Consider the following 19,007-nt stretch of genomic DNA (forward strand, 5'->3'; position numbering starts at 1 on the left):
GGACTTGCGCCGCGCCTCCGCGGCCGCATCCGCATCGCCCAGCGCCGTCTCGGCCCCGGCGAGGACGAAATAGCTGTAGGGGTCGCCGGGCCAGTCCTCGAGCAGTTCCAGGATCTTCGCTTTCGCGGCCGCGGCGTCGCCCTTGAGCAGCAGGGCGGCGGCGAGGCTGCGGCGGGTCGGATACCAGAGGATGGGCGGGTCGCCGCCCTCGGAGTCCTGCCCCTGAATTTCGGCGGCGCGCGTGAAGGCGGCGATGGCGGCGTCCGCATTGCCCTCGATCATGGCGGCGCGGCCTTCCAGCACGCGCTGCGAGACCTCGGTGAACTCGCTGCGCATCTTGCCCTGCGGCCCGGCGGCGAACTCCGGGGCGGCGCGCAGGGCGGCGATGGCCCGGGCCTCGGCGCGGACGGTGGAGGCGTCCCCTGCCCGCGCCGCCGCCTCGCCCCGGGCGAAGCGCCAGCTGACGCGCAGCATCGGATGGCTTTCAGCCGGTTCGGCCAGCCCCGCGACCTTCTCGGGCGAGCCGAAGCGGCCGTAGAGGGCGTAGGCGTTGTTGGCCATGGCCTGACGCCAGACATTGGTCGCCGGAATGTCGGGATAGGTGGCCAGGAACCAGTCGGCCAGCTTGAGGCCTTCCTCGCCTCCGCCGGCCATCAGGGCGCCGCCCATGCCGAAGTGGATGTTGTGGCCGTGCAGCGGCATGCCGGGCACGCCGCCGGGCGGCCGCGCCAGCCCGTCGTAGCGCCGGTCCAGCGCCACGGCGTTGACGTTGGACATCATGGCGTCCCTGTACCGCCCCACGCGATAGAAGGTGTGCGACGGCATATGCACCAGATGGCTGGCGCCGGGGGCCAGGGCCGCCAGCCGCTCGCCGTAGGGGATGGCCTTGTGCGGGTCGTCCGACCATTCGGTCAGGTGGATGTAGAGATGGATGGCGCCGGGATCGTCGGGCGCCTGGGCCAGGGTCTGTTCGAGGATGGTCATGGCGCGGGTGATGCCGGGGTCGGCGGCCTTGCCCTCGTCGTCCCACCATTCGTCGGCGTTCAGCATCCAGGCGTCGGCGGTGATGGCGGCGACCGTGACGTCCGACGGATTGTTGCGCGCGATCCGGTCCATCGACTGTGCGAAACGGCGGCCGCGCGAGGATTTCCAGCCCGAATAGCGCTGGACCAGGGCGTCGATCATCTGGCGCTGCATCGGCGTCGCCTTCCGCGCCATCCTGCGGGCCTCGCGCGCGGCCTTGAGGGCGGCGGCGAGGCTCTCGTCGTCATTGCCGCCGCCGTTCAGATTGGGACCCAGAGCCCAGGCCTCGCCCCAGGCGCACATGGCGCAGGTCGGATCCAGCAGCCGGGCCTTGCGGAAGGCGCGCACCGATTCCTTGTGTTCGAACGCCCAGCGCAGGCGGACGCCGTGGTTGAACCAGGCCTGGGCCTCGGGACTGGCGGTATCGATGGCGAAGCCGCCCGTGCCGAAACCGTCGACCATGACCATGTCGGCGACCGGCGTGCCGGTATTGGCCGAGCCGGCCTGCCCGCAGACCTGGGGACGCTCCAGCAGGTTGCGCACGGCGCTGTCGGCGGTCGCATCGGCGACGGCGGCCGGTCCGATCAGGGCGGCGGTCAAGGCCGCCCCGGCCATAAGCATCCTGCGCATCAACCCGTCTCCCCGTCTCGACGCCACCCTGCCGCGAAAGGCGGGGGACGCCAAGCGGGATCAGCCGCAGTCGACGCGTTCGATGATCCCGGTCGTCTGGTTGAAGCGGATGTTCAGCCGGTCCGGACGCAGGTCCTTGGTCGTCGGACAGGTGGTGCAGACGATGCGGACGTTGGCGTCAGCGGGGAAGGACACCGCTCCGACGTGCGAGCCGACCAGAGATCGCGCGGCCGCCGCGTCGCAGCGTTGGGGAACGGGCGTCGCCTCCGGCGTCTCGACCGGCGCGCAGGCCGCCAGCGTCAGGCCGGCGGCGATGATCGCCCTCATCCGCATTTGACCTCGCGGATGATCCCGGTGCGTTCCTCGTAGAAGATGTTCAGACGCGAGGGGCTGTAGTCCATCGTCACCGGGCAGGTGGTGCAGGTGACGCGCCAGGTCTCGTTGGCGGGCTTGGGCGGCAGTTCGGAGCGGTTGCGGCCGATGTAGCGCTGGTACTGGTCGGCCCGGCACTGGGCAGGCCCGTCCGACGGCGTCGTCGGGGCCGTCGGTTCCATCGGCGCGCAGGCGGCCAGAAGGCCGGCGGCGGAGAGGCAGAGGATCAGGCTCTTCATCGGCGGTGTCTCCCTTGGGTGCGTCAGCCGCAGCGGACCTGTTCGACGATCTGCGTCTGCTCGTTGAAAAAGATGTTCAGGCGTTGCGGCGCGTAGTCCTCGGTCACCGGGCAGGTCGTGCAGGTGACCCGGCGGTTCACCACATCCACAGGAACGGGAATCTCGGTCTTCGGTTTCCCCACCAGCCACTGCAGCTCGCCCGCGCGGCACATGTCGACGGTCGGATAGGTGGGCTGGGCGCCGACCGGCGGGTTCAGCTGGGCCTCCTCGATGGCGCGCGGCGCCGAGGCGTCGGAGGCGGGCGTCGTACAGGCGGCCAGGGCCGCCAGGGCGATCAGGCCGCCTTTTCCCAGCGTCCTTCGGGCGACTGTTTCCAGTAGGCGAGGTTGGCGCCCTGATCCTTCAGCGTCTTCCACCGGACCCGCGCCCCCGACAGCGCCTCGTCGTTCCGTCCGTCGAAGATGATGAAGCATCGGTCGAAGCCTTTCGTGTCGCCCAGTTCGGCGCTGTCCACGATGAACAGCGCCTGAGCGGCGTTCGGGTTCTCGGGAGAGTCGGTCAGCAGGATGGGTTGACGCGCCGCCTCGGGCCCGGTCGCCCGCCCGTGGGCCAGGAAGCTGTCGTCGCGATACGTCCACAGCCGCTCGTCGATGTCGTCGAGCAGATGCGGGTCGGACGCGCGGACGAGGGCCTTCCAGCCACGCTCGCGCGTCTTCTCCAGCAGGCCGGGCAGGACCTGCTCCAGCGTCGAGCGCTCGAGATGGTAGAACCAGATTTCAGGCGTTGCGTCAGACACCCGGTTCTACCTCTCGCGGCCGATCAGGACTCGTAGGAATCGGCCACCATCCGGTCGAGCGTGCGCACGCCCCAGCCCACGGCGCCGTCGGGCACGGTCGGGCTCTTCGAGTCCTTGACCCATGCCGTGGGGGCGATGTCGATGTGCGCCCAGGGCGTGCCGTTGGTGAAGCGCTGCAGGAACAGGGCGGCGGTGATCGAGCCGCCGGCGCGGCCGTTGCCGGTGTTCTTCACATCGGCGATCGGGGTGTCGATGTGGCGCTCGTAGGCGGCCGGGATCGGCATCCGCCAGGCGTTCTCGCCGACCTTGGGCGCGGCGGCCAGGAAGTTGTTGGCCAGCTCGTCCGAGTTGGAGAAGACGCCCGCGTATTCCAGGCCCAGGGCCACGATCATGGCGCCCGTCAGGGTGGCCAGATCGAGCATGAATTTCGGCTTGAAACGCTCCTGGGTGTACCAGAGGCAGTCGGCGAGGACGAGGCGGCCCTCGGCGTCGGTGTTCAGCACCTCGACCGACTGGCCGGACAGGGACATGACCACGTCGCCGGGCCGCTGGGCCGCGCCGTCGGGCATGTTCTCGACCAGGCCGATGACGCCGATGGCGTTGACCTTCGCCTTGCGGCCGGCGAGCGCGTGCATGAGGCCGGACACGGCGGCGGCGCCGCCCATGTCCCACTTCATGTCTTCCATGCCGTCGGCCGGCTTGATCGAGATGCCGCCGGTGTCGAAGCAGACGCCCTTGCCGACGAAGGCGATGGGCTGTTCGCCCTTCTTGCCGCCGCTCCACTTCATGATGGCGACCTGGCTCTCGCGCACGCTGCCCTGGCCGACGGCCAGCAGGGTGTTGAAGCCCAGTTTGGTCAGTTCCTTCTCGCCGAGGATCTCGACCTCGAGGCCGAGCTTCTCGAGGGCCTTGACCCGTTTGGCGAACTCCTCCGGGTACAGGACGTTGGCGGGCTCGCTGACCAGATCGCGCGAGAATTCCACGGCCGAGGCCACAGCCGCGAACGACTCATACGCGCCCTTGGCCGCCTTCGGATCGGCCGCGACGACCCTGATCGTCTCGATCGACGGCGTCTTCTCGGGCTTCAGCGTGGTGCGGTATTTGAGGAAGCGGTAGCCGGCCAGACGGGCGGCGAAGGCGGCGCGCGCGGCCTGGGCGGCCGACAGGTGCGAGGCGTCGATGGTCAGGGCGGTCGCCCCCGACATCTTGACCGCGTGATAGGCGGCGCCGGCGGCGGCCTCGAGGGCGAGATCGTCGAACTTGCCCGGATCGCCGGCGCCGGTCAGCACGATGGTCGAGGCGTCCACGCCCGCAGGGGCCGCCACGACGAGGGTGCTGTTCGATCCGCCGGTGAAGCGGCTGGCCGTCATGGCGCGGGTCAGGGCCCCGGAGGTCGCGGCGTCGAGCTGGCTGCCCGTCCCGACGAAGGCGCGGCCCTCATTGACGAGGACGGCGAGAACCTCGGAGGGGCTCGCGGACGCGACGAATTCGATCTTCATTTACTGCTCCCGCCGGGCATTACGCACCCGGTGATGGTGTCGACAAGGATGAGCGCGCGCGGTTTCACCGGCGCGGTCGGGTGTGTATTAGATGCTCTCCCTCGCCGCCGCCTGCAACGGGCGATTTTCCCTGCATGACCCTGATCCAAGGCTATCTTTTCCGGCAGATCGCGCGTCCCGTCGTCGGCGCGTGCGCCGCGCTGACCGGAATCGGCATTCTCAGCCAGAGCCTGGACCAGCTGGAGGTGATCGTCGAACGCGGCCAGAGCCTGTGGGTGATGATCAAGCTGACCCTGCTGGCTGTGCCGCAGCTGCTGGCGGTGATCGTGCCGATCGGCCTGTTCGTGGGAGCCCTGATCGCCCTGACCCGGCTGCAGCGCGAACAGGAACTGACCGCCGTCTTCGCCTCCGGCGTGACGCGCTGGGCGGCGATTCGGCCGGCGATCCGGCTGGCGGTGATCGCGGCCCTGATCACCCTGCTGATCACCACGGTGCTGCAGCCCTGGGGGCAGCGGCAGGCCCGGGCCGAGGCCTTCGCCATCCGCACCGACCTGGCCGCCGTGCTGATCGAGGAAGGCCGCTTCGTCCAGGGCCCCGAGGGCCTGACCGTCTATGTCCAGCAGATCGAGCAGAACGGCCTGCTGAAGAACCTGTTCGTCTATGTCGACGAGGGCGACAAGGTCACGACCTGGGACGCGGCCGAGGCCCGGTTCGGCCGAATCGACGGCAGCCCGGTCCTGACCCTGCTGAACGGGTCGCGGCAGAGCTATTCGTCGCGCGGCGTGCTGGAATATTTCTCCTTCGGCCGGACGGTGGTGGACCTCGCGCCCTACGCCAATCTGACCGACCGCATCCGCTACAAGCCCTCGGACCTCTACCTGCCCCAGTTGTTCAACCCGTCCCCGCAGGACCTTGAGACCGGGTCCGCCGGAGAACTGGTGGCGGAGGCGCATTCGCGCCTGTCCGCGCCGCTCTACGCCCTGATGGCCATGGCCATGGCCCTGACCGCGATCATGGGCGGCCAGTTCAGCCGCACGGGCTACAGCCTGCGAATCGCCAAGGCGGCGGGCGCCTTCCTGATCGTCCGCGTGGCCGGTTACGGCGTCGTGTCCGCCAGCGCCTGGAACGGCTGGCTGAACGTGTTCCAGTATCTTCTGCCGATCCTCGCCACCGCGATCGCCCTCAGGCTGCTGTTCCGCGCGCTGAAGCCGCGGCGCAGCCGGCCCTGGCCCATGCTGGACCAGCTGAAGGCGAGGTTCGCGTGAGCCGGGTCGCCCTCCCCGTCCCGAGGCTGAGGCTCGGCCGCATCGAACGCTATGTCCTGGTCCAGCAGGCCCGGTCGCTGGCCGTCGCCCTGGGCGTCATCAGCGCCCTGATCATGCTGATCGACTTCGTGGAGATCTCCCGCGGGATCGGATCCGATGTCGATCTGACGGCGCCGGGCATCCTCGGCCTGATGCTGCTCAAGTCGCCGCAGGTGATCGTGCAGCTGCTGCCGTTCGTCTTCCTGTTCGGAACCCTGACGGCCTTCGTGGGCCTGAACCGGCGCAGCGAGCTGATCGCCATGCGGGCGGCCGGCGTCTCGGCCTGGCGGTTCGTCCTGCCCGCGGCGGGCGCGGCCCTGATGTTCGGCGTGCTGACGGTGACCGCCCTTGGGCCGTTGGCGGCCTCCGCGGACGGCCTGTTCCAGCGCGAGCGGTCGCGCCTGTCCGGATCGGCGACGTCCGGCGAGGCCGAGCAGGCCATCTGGATCCGGGAAGGCGACGACACGCGGCAGATGGTCATCCGCGGGGCCCGGCAGGACCGCGCCAACGCCCGCCTGCTGGGCGTCAGCTTCTTCATCTACACCAACGACGCCGCGGGGATGCGCACCTTCTCCGAGCGGATCGACGCCGCCTCCGCCACCCTGGCCGCCGGGCGCTGGCGGCTGGTCGACGCGGTCGGGGCGCAGATCGGCCAGAGGGCCGTGCGCTACGCGACGCTGGACCTGCCCTCCAGCCTGGCCGATGACGAGGCGTTCGAGCGGTTCGCCCGGCCCCAGTCCACCTCGTTCTGGTCGCTTCCGGCCCAGATCGCGCGCGTCGAGGACGCGGGCTTCTCGTCCACGGCCTACCGGCTGCGATTGCAGCAACTGCTGGCCACGCCGCTGATGTTCGCGGCCATGTCGATTCTCGCCGCCGCCTTCTCACTCAGGCTGATGAGGCTCGGCGATCTGGCGCGAATGAGCGTCGCCGCGGTGGTGCTCGGCTTCGGCTTCTTCTTCGTCAACCAGGCGGCGTCGGCGTTCGGATCGGCCGAGGTGATCCCGCCCTGGCTGGCCGCCTGGCTGCCGCCTTTGTTGACCGCGCTCGCCGCCTTCACCTTGCTGTTCTATACCGAAGACGGCTAAGCGAACCCTCGTCGCCCCTCCACGGCCAGAGTGATTTTTTGCATGCAGCGTGACCGCCGCGCGCCCGACACGGCAGCCTTGCGCCGTCGGCTTCTGGCCGGCGCGGCCGCTGTCGCCCTGATCATGTCGGCGTCTGTCGTCCATGCGCAGACCGCCCCCGCCGCGCCGACGCCGACCCCGACGCCGAACGTGGCCGGCCCCGACGGCCTGACCCCTGACGCCCTGTATCTCGAAGCGGACGCCGCCTCCCGCGAGGGCGATGTCATCACCGCGAGCGGCGTGGACGACAACCGGGTGCTGGCGCGGTTCCGGGGCTCGACCCTCAGAGCCGGCGAGATCAGCTATGACCTGGCGCTGGGCGTCGCCACGGCCAACCGGCGGGTCGAGTTCACCGACGCCGGCGGGACGGTGATCTACGCCAGCTATCTGGAGCTGGATTCCGACATGAAGGCCGGCGTCGCCGTCGACCTGGCCAGCCGCTTCGCCAATGGCAGCAGCCTGATGGCCGCGACCGCCGTGAGACGAAGCGAGAACGTCAACGAGCTGAACTACGCGATCTTCACGCCGTGCCCGATCTGCGACGCCGAAGGTCGGCCGAAACAGCCCAGCATCTCCATCCAGGCGGAGAAGGTGGTCCAGAACGAGGAGTTGCGGGCGGTCCTGTACCGCAACGCCGTCTTCCGCCTCGGCGGCGTACCGGTCCTCTATCTTCCGTATTTCGCCCATCCCGATCCGACGGTCGAGCGCGCCTCGGGCTTCCTGGTGCCGATCCCCAGCTATGACGACGGCCGGGGGCTGAGCCTTGAGACGCCCTATCTGCGCGTCATCTCGCCGTCGGAAGACTGGCTGATCAGCCCCCAGTTCAACACCGACGTGGCCCCCTTCCTGAACCTGCAGTGGCGCCGCCGGTTCTCGAACGCGACGGTGGTGGCGCGGGCCGGCTATACCTACGAAGAGAATTTCGGGGATTTCGACGCCGACGGCGACAACGTGCCCGACATCCCGATCGAGGCCGAGCACCGCAGCTATCTGCTGGCGCACGGGCGCTGGGATCCCGAGGGGCCGTGGCGCGCCGGCTTCACCGCCGAACGCACGTCCGACAAGACCCTGTTCGACCGCTACGACATCCACGACCCGTATCAGGACAATGGCCTGTACTACGGCGACCGCCGCCGGCTGATCAGCCAGGTTTACGCCGAGCGCCAGAGCCAGCGGTCCTATTTCTCGATCGCCGCCTTCGATCTCCAGAGCCTGCGGGTCGCGGTCCCCAATGACGATGCGCCCGGCCTGAACCAGTTCGAGGCCGATGACAGCCTGCCGTTCGTCGCGCCGCTGATCGAGGCGCGCTGGGAGCCCGACGGGCCCGTGCTGGGGGGCCGTCTGCGGCTTCGCAGCACGGCTGTGTCGCTGTATCGCGACGCCTATGTGGGCAGCCCGGTTCTGCGGCCGGAAGTCATTCCGCCCGGCCTGGCCTTCCCCCCGCCGGGGTCGGTCGTCGGCCTGCCCGGCGTCGACAGCCGCCGCGTCTCGGGCCAGGCCGAATGGCGCCGGACCATGATCTCCCGCGCCGGCGTACGGTGGGAGCCGTTCGTCGACCTGCGCGCCGACGCCTATTCGATCGCCGACCTGCCCCCGGGTCCGGGGCTGGAGGAGGAAACCATCGCCCGCGGCCGGGCCACCGCCGGTCTGGATATCAGCTATCCCCTGATCCGGCGGATGAGCGACACCGCCGACCTGATCCTGGAGCCGATGGCCCAGTTCTCCGCCTCGACCGATCCGGACCTCGACCCGCGCATCCCGAACGAGGACAGCCAGACGCTGGAGCTCGACCAGAGCTCGCTGTTCCGGACCGACCGGTTCCCCGGCTACGACCTGCTGGAAGGCGGGCTCCGCTTCACCGCGGGCATGCGGGCCACCATGCGCTGGGATCAGGGCCGGGAAGCCAGCCTGTTCATCGGCCGCAGCCTGCGCGACGCCGAGGAACCCGGTTTCCGGGTCCCCGTGCCCGACGCCCCGACCCAGCTGTACGATCCGTCGGGCCTGGCGTCCGACACCTCCGACTGGGTCGTGCAGGGCAGTTTCGCGCCCTCGGACCGGATTCGCGGCTGGGGCCATGCGACCATCGATTCGTCCGGCGAGGTGCGCCGCGCCGAAGCCTCGGTCGACGGGCGCTGGGGCCGGCGCAACCTGGCCACGGTGACCTACATCATCGACCGGTCCAATCCCGTCGAGGGACCGCTGAACCGCAACTATGAATTCGTCCAGCTGTCGGGCCAGCAGTTCATCTACGGCAACTGGGGCGTGACCGTCGCCGGCATCGCCGATCTCGAGCAGGACGAGATCACCCGGTCGGACATCGGACTGCTGTTCGACGACGATTGTTTCCGGTTCGAGCTGGGCTGGCGGCGCGACAACACCCGCGTGCGGCCGACGGGCCCCTCGGAGGGCATCTATGTGCGCCTAAACCTCGCCACTTTCGGCGGTACAGGGTATTGACGCAGCGACAGGCGCTGGACGCCGCGCGGCCCGGGGGCGCGCGGAAAGACTATCCGGATCAATCCGGGCCAACGCCGCTTGAGGAATACGGACTGACATGGGTTTGACGCGTTATATGACGGGCGTGGCGATGGCCGCCCTCCTGGCCGGTACGGCCGTGGCGCAGACCGCGCCCACACAGGCTCCGGCTGCAGCGGGAACCCTGAACCCGGCCGCCGAGGCGGCGCCGGCCGCGGCTCCGGTCGCGCCCGCGTTCCAGATGTCCGACGGCATCCTGGCCACGGTCAATGACAGCGTCATCACGGGCTTCGACCTGCGCCAGCGCATGCTGCTGCTGATCGCCATGACCCAGGTCCAGCCGACGCCCGAGAACATCCCGGCCATCCAGCAGCAGGCCCTGAACCTGCTGATCGATGAGCGGCTGCAGGCCCAGGAGCTGACCAAATACGAGGACCTGGTGATCTCCGACGCGGAGGTCGATGAGGAACTGGCCGCCATGGCGCAGGAAGTGGGCGCCGCGCCGGCGACCTACCTCGAATTCCTGGCCCAGGGCGGCATCCGTCCCTCGACCCTGCGCGAACAGCTCCGGACGCAGCTGGGCTGGTCCCAGCTGGTCGGCGGACGCTTCCAGGGCCGCGCCCGGGTCAGCAAGGCGGCGGTCGACTCCGCCCTGCGCCAGGCCTCCGAGGCGGCCTCGAAGAAGCAGTATCTGATCGGCGAAATCTACATCGAGGCCAGCCGCGTGGGCGGCCAGCAGGCCGCCGTGAACGGCGCCACCCAGCTGGTTCAGCAGATGGTCCAGGGCGCGCCCTTCCAGGCCGTCGCCCAGCAGTTCTCGGCCGCGCCTTCGGCCACCCGCGGCGGCGACGCCGGCTGGGTCGTCGAAGGCACCATGCAGCCCGCCCTGCAGCAGGCGCTGGATCAACTCGAGGTCGGCCAGCTGTCGCGGCCCATCCCGGTCGATGGCGGCGTCTACATCGTCTACATGCGCGACAAGCGCGACGGCGCCTCGACCAGCCTGGTCCAGATCAAACAGGTGATGATCGAGCTGCCCGAAACCGCCACGGACGCCGACGTGGCCGCCGCCACGGCCCGTCTGGAGGCCCTGCGGCCCCAGCTGACCTGCGACACCATGCTGGCGCGGGCGACCTCGGAACAGGGCCTGCTCGGCTCCGATCTGGGCGAGGCCGACGTGCAGAACCTGGCGCCGCAGTTCCAGCAGGTCGCCCGGTCGGCCGAGGTCGGCTCGGTCAGCACCCCGGTTCGCACGCCGCTGGGCGTGCACCTGCTGGGCGTCTGCGGCCGCCGGGCCGGCGGCACGGAAGCGCCGGACGCCCGTGCGGTGGAAGCCCAGCTGTTCCGCCAGAACCTCGCGACCCTGGGCAAGCGCTATATGCGCGACCTGCGCGAGGACGCCCTCATCGAGATGAAGTGATGACCGGCCCCGCGCCGCTGGCCCTCTCCATGGGCGAACCGGCGGGCGTGGGACCCGAGATCATCGCCGCGGCCTGGACGGCGCTGAAGGCCGAGGGTCCGGTCTTCGTCGTCGTCGGCGACGCGGCCCTGCTGCGCGCCCAGGGCCGGCCGGTGCAGACCGTGCTGACCGTCGCGGATGCGGCGGCCGTGTTCGGACGCGCCATACCGGTGCTGGACATCCCCCTGCCCGCCGCCGTTGTCGCGGGCCGGCCCGAAAGCGCCAACGCGGGCGCGGTCGCAGACTGGATCGAACAGGCGGTCAACCTGGTCCTGTCGGGCGAGGCGTCGGGCGTGGTCACGGCCCCGATCGCCAAGGCCCCGCTGTACGCCGCGGGGTTCCGCTTTCCGGGGCACACCGAATTCATCGCCGAACTGACCGCCGACGCGCCGTTTCCGGGCACGCGCGGACCGGTCATGATGTTGACCGCAAAGGATTTGCGGGCCTGTCTGGTCACCATCCATTCGCCGCTGGCCGAGGTGCCCGAACTGGTCACCGTCGAGCGGGTCTGCCGCACGGCCCGGGTGGTCCATGAAGCCCTGAAGCGCGACTTCGGCGTCGCGACGCCCCGGCTGGCCCTGGCCGCGCTGAACCCGCATGCGGGCGAAGGCGGCGCGATCGGGCTGGAGGAGGTCGAGGTGCTGGCCCCGGCGGTCGAGATCCTGCGCGCCGAAGGGATCGCGATCACCGACCCCCTGCCCGCCGACACCCTGTTCCATGACGACGCGCGCGCGACATACGACGCCGTGGTCTGCCTGTACCACGACCAGGCCCTGATCCCGGTCAAGACGCTGGACTTCTGGGGCGGGGTCAACACGACCCTGGGCCTGCCGGTGATCCGCACCTCGCCCGACCACGGCACCGGTTTCGACATCGCCGGCAAGGGCGTGGCGCGGGCCGACAGCCTGATCGCGGCCATTCGTCTGGCCGGACAGATGGCGGCGGCGCGCGCGGCGCTGTAAGCAGCCCGTGTGACCGACCTCCCCACCCTCCGCGAATCCCTCGACGCCCACGGGCTGTCGGCCAGGAAGAGCTTCGGCCAGCATTTCCTGCTGGACCTGAATGTGACGCGCAAGATCGTCCGCCTGGCGGGCCCGTTCGAGGGCCGCGCGGTGATCGAGGTCGGCCCGGGCCCCGGCGGCCTGACCCGCGCCCTGCTGGAGAGCGACGCCGGCAGGGTGGTGCTGGTCGAGAAGGATCCGCGCTTCCTGCCCCTGCTGGCCGAGCTGGACGACGGTTCAGGGCGGCTGACGGTCGTCGAGGCCGACGCGCTGAAGGTGCGCGAGGCCGAACTGGTCGAGGGCCCGGCGCATGTCGTGTCGAACCTGCCCTACAATGTCGGCACGCCGCTGCTGATCAAATGGCTGACCGGACCGTGGCTGCCGCACGCCCTGACCCTGATGTTCCAGAAGGAAGTGGCCGAGCGGATCGTCGCGGCGCCGGGCGACGACGCCTACGGCCGGCTGGCTGTGATCAGCCAGGCGGTGGCCGAGGCCCGGCTGGTCATGCATCTGCCCGCCGCCGCCTTCACGCCGCCGCCGAAGGTGGCCTCGGCCGTCGTGCATCTGGTCCCGCGCGCAGACCGGCCGGACCCGGATACGTTGAAGCGGCTCGAACGGGTGACGGCGGCGGCGTTCGGGCAGCGGCGCAAGATGCTCCGGTCCAGCCTGAAGACGCTGGGCGGGGCGGCGCTGTGCGAGGCCGCGGGGATCGAGCCGGATGCGCGGGCGGAAGTGATCGACGGTGCGGGTTTCCTGCGGCTGGCCGTGGCGCTGGATCGGGACGGCTGAGCTGTCGTGCCGTCGCCGTCGCGCCGATGACGCCGGGCCCCCGATCTGCCACAACCCGTCGGATGGAACCGGAAGGGACACTCATGGCGAGCCGGTGGAAATCTTCGAACAGGTAACGCCGACACCCTGGCAGTTCGGCGGAATGGTGTTCGGTCTGGCGGTATACGCCATCGCCTGGACCTGGGGCGGCCGCCCGGAGCGGCTCGGCGCGGGCCTATTGCTGATGGTTACCCTACTGGCCGAGTTCACGTACAGATGGCAGGTCGACGGCTTCTATCCGGCCGGGCTCGCGCAGGACGGCGTTCGCTTGCTGGTCTTCGGCTGGCTGTGTTTCCGGCTGGACCGCTGGTGGCTCTTTCCCATGACCGCCGCGCACGCGCTGATCGTCCTGGCGTTTGTCCTCAGATATGCGGATCCGTCACTCTCGCAGAACGCCCTGGCCGCCGCCCTCGTAGGCCTCGGGTATCTGGTCGACCTGAGCCTGTTGCTGGGCGTTGTCGAGCGCTGGCTGGCGGGCGAGCCGGCGGCAGGTCCGGCCGCATGGGCCAGGGCGAATCGGGCCGACAGACAGTCGGCGGCCTGACCCGGTCGTGCGCCCATAGCAAAAAGGACCGCCCCCGGGGGAACGGCCCTTCCATTGTCAGCCGATCACGGCCTCGATCAGGCGCAGTACCCCGCCAGAGGGGAGGTCAGGCTCATCCGACGGGCCGCGCGCGGCGTGAGACAATGAGACATTCGACCACCTCCTTTCGATGTTGGAACAACGGGTTGGATGTAGGTCCTTCGTAACCGCCTTCAAGCCCCTAGACCGCCTCGTTCAGCAGGGCGTTGCGGTAGGCGTCGACCCAGACGTTGCGGAACCGCTTGGACCGCTCGGCGTGGTAGATGTGCGCCAGCTCGGCGTAGCTGCGGTCGAAGTCGTCGTTGACGAAGATGTAGTCGAAGTCGCCGCAATGCTCGATCTCGCCCTTGGCGTTGGCGATGCGGCGTTCAATGACCTCCTCGGCGTCCTGCGAACGGGTCACCAGGCGGCGGCGCAGCTCCTCGAGGCTGGGCGGCAGGATGAAGACGCGCACGGCGTCTTCCGGGCATTTCACGGCGATGTCGCGGGCGCCCTGCCAGTCGATGTCGAACAGGACGTCGCGGCCCTCGGACAGGGCCCGGTCGATCGGAGCGCGCGGCGAGCCGTAGCGGGCCCCGTGGACGTCGGCCCATTCCAGGAAGGCGTCGGCGTCGATCAGGCGCTGGAATTCCGCGTCGTCGACGAAGTGGTAGTCGCGGTCGGCGACCTCGCCGGGGCGGATGCCGCGGGTGGTCATGGAGATCGACAGCTCCAGCCCGCCGTGGTCGGCCATCAGGCGGCGGCACAGGCTGGTCTTGCCCGCGCCGGACGGGCTGGCGACGATCAGGAGGACGCCGCGGCGGGGCGTGCGTTCATTCGACATTCTGGACCTGTTCGCGCAACTGTTCGATGACGGCCTTCAGCTCAAGGCCGATTCCGGTGAGCGCGGTCGTAGCCGATTTCGAGCAGAGGGTGTTCGCCTCTCTCATGAATTCCTGCATCAGGAAGTCGAGTTTCCGGCCGGCGGGGGGTTGCTGCAACAGGGTGCGGGCCGAGGCGACGTGGGCCGTCAGACGGTCCAGTTCCTCGCGCACGTCGGCCTTGGTGGCCAGCGCCGCAGCCTCGAGGAAGATGCGGTCCTGAAGGCCGGGGGCGTCAGGCGCCAGCTCGGTCATCCGCCGGGTGAAACGTTCGCGGATGGCGTCGGTCTGGGCGACGGCCTCGGTCTCCGCCTGGGCGGTCAGGGCGTCGATGCGGTCGATGAAGTCGGTGACGACCGGCAGCAGCTGGCCGCCCTCGCGGTCACGCGACAGCTTCAGCGCGTCGAGGGCGTGGTCGATGGTGACCGCCATGGCGGCCTCGACGGCGGCGCGGGCGTCGGCGTCGTCGACCTCCTCGGGCGCTTCCAGCACGCCGCGCAGGGACAGCAGGCCGTCGGCCGACGGCGGGGTGGCCCCCTCCTCCGCCAGCTCGTTGGCGAGGGTGAGGTAGCGGGCCAGGATGTCCTGGTTGACCTTCAGCGAGGCGGCGCCGAGCTCGGCGCGCTTCGCCAGAATGCCGAGCGTGACCTGACCCCGGTTCAGGCGAGCCTGGGCGGAGGCCTTGGCGTGGCGTTCCAGGGTGTCGAAGCCGGGCGGGCCGCGGAAGCGGACCTCCAGATTGCGGCCGTTGACCGAGCGCGCCTCGACGGACCAGCTCCAGTCGCCGTGGGCGCCGTCCGCCCGGCCGAAGCCGGTCATGCCGGAGATCGTGCTCATCGGGCCGGCGCCGGGGTGGATTGCGGGATGCTGATGACCCGCGCGCCGGGCGGGACGGCCGCGCCGGTCGGCGCCGCAGCCCCCGAGGCGGCCTCGGGCGGTGCGTTCGGAACGCCCGGAACCGTGCCGGGCACGGCGGGCGGCGCGGCTTCGGGCGGCAGGCCGGCCTTGCGGCGCTCGATCTCCCGCCAGCGCGCGACATTGGTCAGATGTTCGTCGAAGGTGCGGGCGAAGACGTGGCCCCCGGTGCCGTCGGCCACGAAGAACAGTTCGTCGCTGCGCGGCGGGTTGAGGACCGCGGCGATGGCGTCACGGCCCGGATTGGCGATGGGCGTCGGGGGCAGGCCGTCGATCTGATAGGTGTTCCAGGCCGTGGCGCGGTCCAGTTCGGAGCGCCGGATGCCCCGGCCCAGCGGGCGACCGCGGGTGATGCCGTAGACGATGGTCGGATCGCTCTCCAGCCGCATGCCGGCGCGCAGCCGGTTGGTGAAGACGGCGGCGACGCGGGGGCGTTCCGAGGCCAGGCCGGTTTCCTTTTCAACGATCGAGGCCAGCACCATCGCTTCTTCCGGCGAGCGCACGACCGTGGTCGGGCTGCGCGCGGCCCACAGGCGGGCCAGGTTCTCGTCGCGGGCGCGGCGCATGCGGGCGACGACCGAGTTTCGCGTCTCGCCGCGGCTGACCTCATAGGTGTCGGGCCAGAGGGAGCCTTCGTCGGGCGTGCCGTCGACCGTGCCGATCAGGATCGGCTGCCGGTTGAGGATGTCGACCGCCTGGGCCGAGGACCAGCCCTCGGGCAGGGTCACGTAGTGGCGGACCACCCGCCCCTCGACCAGCAGGACGATGACGGAGCGCAGGGAAGCCTTGCTCGGCACCTCATACTCGCCCGCGCGCAGCTTGCGGTCGGCGCCGGTCAGGGTGGCGGCGGCCTTGAACATGTCGGTCGAGCGGATCACCCCGGCCGACTTCAGCGTCGCGGCGATGGCCGAGACGCCCGCGCCGCTGGGCAGGGTGACGATGGTCGTCTCACGGCCGTCGCGCGCCGCCGGGCCCGGCGCGTAGAAGACGCTCCAGGCCGCGACCAGGGCGGCGATGATGAACAGGCTGAGGGTGGCCGTGGCGGCCAGGAAGGCTGTCTTGCGGCCCGATCCGCGCTCGACCCCCACCTAGCTCACCTTGCGGAAGATGACGGTGGCGTTGGTGCCGCCGAAGCCGAAGCTGTTCGACATGGCGACGTCGATCTCCATCGGCTGGCCCTTGTCGCGGACCAGATTCATGGCGGTTTCCTGCTCGGGATTGTCCAGATTGATCGTCGGCGGCGCGATCTGGTCGCGGATCGCCAGGATGCAGAAGATGGCCTCGATGGCCCCGGCGGCGCCGAGGAGGTGACCGGTCATCGATTTGGTCGAGGACAGGGCGACCCTGGACGCGTGGTCGCCCATCAGTCGTTCGATGGCCCCGGCCTCGATCCAGTCGGCCATGGTCGAGGTGCCGTGGGCGTTGACGTAGTCGATGTCGGAGACGTCGATCCCGGCGCGCTTCACCGCCATCTGCATGGCCCGATAGCCGCCCTCGCCGTCCTCGGCCGGGGCGGTGATGTGGTAGGCGTCGCCGCTGAGGCCGTAGCCGATGACTTCGGCGTAGATGGTCGCGCCGCGCGCCCTGGCGTGCTCGTATTCTTCCAGCACCACGATCCCCGCGCCCTCGCCCATGACGAAGCCGGAATGGTCCTTGTCCCACGGCCGCGAGGCCTTTTCGGGCTGGTCGTTATACGCGGTGCACAGGGCCTTGCAGGCCAGGAAGCCGGCGATGCCGATGGGGACGATGGAGCTTTCCGCCCCGCCGGCCACCATGACGTCGGCGTCGTCCATCATGATCATCCGCGCCGCGTCGCCGATGGCGTGGGCGCCGGTGGCGCAGGCGGTGACGACGGAGTGGTTCGGACCCTTGAGGCCGTGGCGGATCGAGATCTGGCCCGAGGTCAGATTGATCAGGGCCGACGGAATGAAGAAGGGGCTGACCCGGCGCGGGCCCTGTTCCTTGAGGATGATGGCGGTGTCGGCGATCGGGCCCAGACCGCCGATGCCCGAACCGACCATGACGCCGGTGCGCTCGCGCTGTTCCTCGGTCTCGGGCTTCCAGCCGGAGTCCGCCAGGGCCTCGTCCGCCGCGGCGATGGCGTAGACGATGAAGTCGTCGACCCGCTTGCGGTCCTTGGGCGACATGACCTTTTCGTGGTCGAAGACGCCGGGCTGGCCGGGCGCGCCTCCGCCGCGGCCATCCACGGACGGGATTTCACCCGCGATGGTGCAGCCGTAGCCTTCGGTGTCGAAGCTGGTGATCGGGCCGATGCCCGAGCGCCCCTCGAGAATGCCCTTCCAGTTGTGGTCCACGCCCCAGCCCAGAGGCGTGAGCAGACCGAGACCGGTGACGACGACGCGGCGCATGAGCGCTCCTCGTTACAGAATCCTGACCACAAACAGTAATGGCCGCCGGGCGGCCCCGCTAGGGGCGCGCCACGGCGGCCATCAAAGCCGTATCGAAGTGTGGGCGATCAGCCCGCCAGCTTCTCGTCGATGAACTTCACGGCGTCGCCGACCGTCTGGATGTGTTCGGCGGCGTCGTCCGGGATTTCGATGTCGAATTCTTCTTCGAAGGCCATCACCAGCTCGACGTTGTCGAGCGAGTCGGCGCCCAGATCGTCGATGAAGCTGGCTTTTTCAACGACCTTTTCCGGATCGGCGTCCAGGTGGTCGATGACGATCTTGCGGACGCGTTCCAGGGTGTCGGACATGTTAGTCTCTGCTTTTAGGGCCGCCGGGGCGGCTGTTGTCTCGTTCACTGCCGTATGACGACAGCGGCGACGGCGCAAGCCTTCAACGAAGACTCAGGCCAGTCGGTTGCGTGGGCTTTAGCACAGCCGCGCTTGCGGGAAATAGCCCCCGCTCGCGACGGCGTGGGTCAGATCATCGCCATCCCGCCGTTCACATGCAGCGTCTGGCCGGTGACATAGGCGGCCTCGTCCGACGACAGATAGACGGCGGCGGCGGCGATCTCGTCGCCCGCGCCCAAGCGGCCGAGGGGGATCGTCTTCAGGATCGTCTCGCGCTGTGCGTCGTTCAGGACGTCGGTCATCGGCGAGGCGATGAAGCCCGGGGCGATGCAGTTCACGGTGATCCCGCGGCTGCCCACTTCCTGCGCCAGCGACTTGGAGAAGCCGATCATGCCGGCCTTGGAGGCCGCATAGTTGGTCTGGCCGGGGTTTCCGGTGACGCCGACCACGGAGGTCACGCCGATGATCCGGCCCGAACGGCGCTTCATCATCCCCTTCATCGCGGCGCGCGACAGGCGGAAATAGCTCTCGAGGTTGATCCGGATGACATCCTGGAAGTCCTCGTCCTTCATCCGCATCAGCAGGCCGTCCTTGGTGATGCCGGCGTTGGCGATCAGGATGTCCAGCGGCGCGCCGGCGGCTTCCTCGGCGCGGGCGATCAGGCCGTCGACCGATTCGGCGTCCGACAGGTTGGCGGCGGCGGCGAAGGCGCGCTCGCCGAGTTCCCTGGCCAGTTCCTGCAGCACCGCCTCGCGGGTGCCGGACAGGACGACGGTCGCGCCCTGGGCGTGCAGGGCGCGGGCCACCGCGCCGCCGATGCCGCCGGTGGCGCCGGTGACGAGAGCGGCTTTGCCTGTGAGGTCGAACATGGGTCTGCTCCGCAGTTGCGTTTGGTGCGGTCCTATCCGAGGCTCGGGCGCACCGCCAGAAGGAACGTTTGATGAAGAGAAGCCGGCTGGACGGATTGGGCGTGCTGCTTCTCGGCTCACTCACGGCCGGCTGCGTCAGCACGAACGAGAACGGGATCTATGACCTGGGAGCCGTGTGGCGCGAACCTTGGGCGCACCATGATCAGCTGCTGGACGTCCGGGTCTATCCCTATGACTTAGGCGAGAATTCATACCTGGCCTGCAGGCGACCGTGTCCC

20 protein-coding genes are annotated in these 19,007 nt (G+C 69.7%); 8 read left to right on the top strand and 12 right to left on the bottom strand.

The features are described 5' to 3' along the window. The 6 genes from V6M42_RS01605 to V6M42_RS01630 form a co-directional block, all read right to left on the bottom strand. Window positions 1–1,653: hypothetical protein (locus V6M42_RS01605; protein WP_332676686.1), on the bottom strand; the 1,653-nt coding region annotated here is incomplete at its 3' end. Window positions 1,654–1,713: 60 nt separating this feature from the next. Next, the gene (locus V6M42_RS01610; protein WP_332660467.1) at window positions 1,714–1,980 is read right to left on the bottom strand and encodes a peptidase inhibitor I78; all 267 of its coding nucleotides are present in this window, start codon (window positions 1,978–1,980) and stop codon (window positions 1,714–1,716) included. Then, window positions 1,977–2,264, bottom strand: a complete 288-nt coding sequence (locus V6M42_RS01615) for an I78 family peptidase inhibitor (RefSeq protein ID WP_332660465.1) — start codon at window positions 2,262–2,264, stop codon at window positions 1,977–1,979. The genes V6M42_RS01610 and V6M42_RS01615 overlap by 4 nt, the downstream gene beginning before the upstream one ends. A 23-nt stretch (window positions 2,265–2,287) precedes the next feature. Continuing rightward, window positions 2,288–2,680, bottom strand: a complete 393-nt coding sequence (locus V6M42_RS01620) for a hypothetical protein (RefSeq protein WP_332676688.1) — start codon at window positions 2,678–2,680, stop codon at window positions 2,288–2,290. Next, window positions 2,599–3,060, bottom strand: coding sequence for a DNA polymerase III subunit chi (locus tag V6M42_RS01625; RefSeq protein WP_332676689.1), 462 nt, complete (start codon window positions 3,058–3,060; stop codon window positions 2,599–2,601). The genes V6M42_RS01620 and V6M42_RS01625 overlap by 82 nt, the downstream gene beginning before the upstream one ends. A gap of 23 nt (window positions 3,061–3,083) precedes the next feature. After that, a complete protein-coding gene (locus tag V6M42_RS01630; protein WP_332676692.1) occupies window positions 3,084–4,559 on the bottom strand; it encodes a leucyl aminopeptidase in 1,476 nt (491 codons plus the stop codon). 134 nt (window positions 4,560–4,693) lie between these two features. Here V6M42_RS01630 and V6M42_RS01635 point away from each other — a divergent pair, with 134 nt between their 5' ends. From V6M42_RS01635 to V6M42_RS01665, 7 genes are all read left to right on the top strand, one after another. Further along, on the top strand, window positions 4,694–5,824 hold the full coding sequence (locus tag V6M42_RS01635) for an LptF/LptG family permease (protein ID WP_332676693.1): 1,131 nt from the start codon (window positions 4,694–4,696) through the stop codon (window positions 5,822–5,824). Next, a complete protein-coding gene (gene lptG / locus V6M42_RS01640; protein WP_332660457.1) occupies window positions 5,821–6,948 on the top strand; it encodes an LPS export ABC transporter permease LptG in 1,128 nt (375 codons plus the stop codon). The genes V6M42_RS01635 and lptG overlap by 4 nt, the downstream gene beginning before the upstream one ends. 42 nt (window positions 6,949–6,990) lie before the next feature. Beyond that, the gene (locus V6M42_RS01645; protein WP_332676695.1) at window positions 6,991–9,444 is read left to right on the top strand and encodes an LPS-assembly protein LptD; all 2,454 of its coding nucleotides are present in this window, start codon (window positions 6,991–6,993) and stop codon (window positions 9,442–9,444) included. 97 nt (window positions 9,445–9,541) lie between these two features. Continuing rightward, window positions 9,542–10,879 (top strand): peptidylprolyl isomerase, encoded by a 1,338-nt coding sequence (locus tag V6M42_RS01650; protein WP_332660454.1) that lies wholly within the window; start codon window positions 9,542–9,544, stop codon window positions 10,877–10,879. Continuing rightward, complete coding sequence (pdxA, locus tag V6M42_RS01655) at window positions 10,879–11,880, top strand: 4-hydroxythreonine-4-phosphate dehydrogenase PdxA (RefSeq protein ID WP_332676697.1); 1,002 nt, start codon at window positions 10,879–10,881, stop codon at window positions 11,878–11,880. Before V6M42_RS01650 ends, pdxA begins: the two co-directional genes overlap by 1 nt. 9 nt (window positions 11,881–11,889) lie before the next feature. Then, window positions 11,890–12,708 (top strand): 16S rRNA (adenine(1518)-N(6)/adenine(1519)-N(6))-dimethyltransferase RsmA, encoded by an 819-nt coding sequence (rsmA, locus tag V6M42_RS01660; RefSeq protein ID WP_332676699.1) that lies wholly within the window; start codon window positions 11,890–11,892, stop codon window positions 12,706–12,708. A 94-nt stretch (window positions 12,709–12,802) separates the two neighbouring features. Then, on the top strand, window positions 12,803–13,291 hold the full coding sequence (locus V6M42_RS01665; protein ID WP_332676701.1) for a hypothetical protein: 489 nt from the start codon (window positions 12,803–12,805) through the stop codon (window positions 13,289–13,291). A 220-nt stretch (window positions 13,292–13,511) separates the two neighbouring features. Here V6M42_RS01665 and gmk read toward each other — a convergent pair whose 3' ends face one another. From gmk to fabG, 6 genes are all read right to left on the bottom strand, one after another. Beyond that, window positions 13,512–14,153 (bottom strand): guanylate kinase, encoded by a 642-nt coding sequence (gene gmk / locus V6M42_RS01670; protein WP_332660444.1) that lies wholly within the window; start codon window positions 14,151–14,153, stop codon window positions 13,512–13,514. Then, complete coding sequence (locus tag V6M42_RS01675) at window positions 14,143–15,027, bottom strand: YicC/YloC family endoribonuclease (RefSeq protein ID WP_332676703.1); 885 nt, start codon at window positions 15,025–15,027, stop codon at window positions 14,143–14,145. Before V6M42_RS01675 ends, gmk begins: the two co-directional genes overlap by 11 nt. Beyond that, window positions 15,024–16,193 (bottom strand): endolytic transglycosylase MltG, encoded by a 1,170-nt coding sequence (gene mltG / locus V6M42_RS01680; protein WP_332676705.1) that lies wholly within the window; start codon window positions 16,191–16,193, stop codon window positions 15,024–15,026. Before mltG ends, V6M42_RS01675 begins: the two co-directional genes overlap by 4 nt. After that, entirely contained in the window at window positions 16,194–17,474 is a 1,281-nt protein-coding gene (gene fabF, locus V6M42_RS01685; RefSeq protein ID WP_332676707.1) for a beta-ketoacyl-ACP synthase II, read from the bottom strand. It lies immediately after the preceding gene. Between the two features lie 107 nt (window positions 17,475–17,581). Beyond that, on the bottom strand, window positions 17,582–17,821 hold the full coding sequence (locus V6M42_RS01690; RefSeq protein ID WP_055830235.1) for an acyl carrier protein: 240 nt from the start codon (window positions 17,819–17,821) through the stop codon (window positions 17,582–17,584). A 167-nt stretch (window positions 17,822–17,988) separates the two neighbouring features. After that, window positions 17,989–18,729 (bottom strand): 3-oxoacyl-[acyl-carrier-protein] reductase, encoded by a 741-nt coding sequence (fabG, locus tag V6M42_RS01695; RefSeq protein WP_332676709.1) that lies wholly within the window; start codon window positions 18,727–18,729, stop codon window positions 17,989–17,991. A gap of 71 nt (window positions 18,730–18,800) precedes the next feature. On the opposite strand from fabG, the gene V6M42_RS01700 reads away from it, so the two are divergent. Next, on the top strand, window positions 18,801–19,007 hold a 207-nt coding region (locus V6M42_RS01700), incomplete at its 3' end, for a hypothetical protein (RefSeq protein ID WP_332676711.1).

Source organism: Brevundimonas sp., from assembly GCF_036677305.1.
Taxonomy (GTDB): domain Bacteria; phylum Pseudomonadota; class Alphaproteobacteria; order Caulobacterales; family Caulobacteraceae; genus Brevundimonas.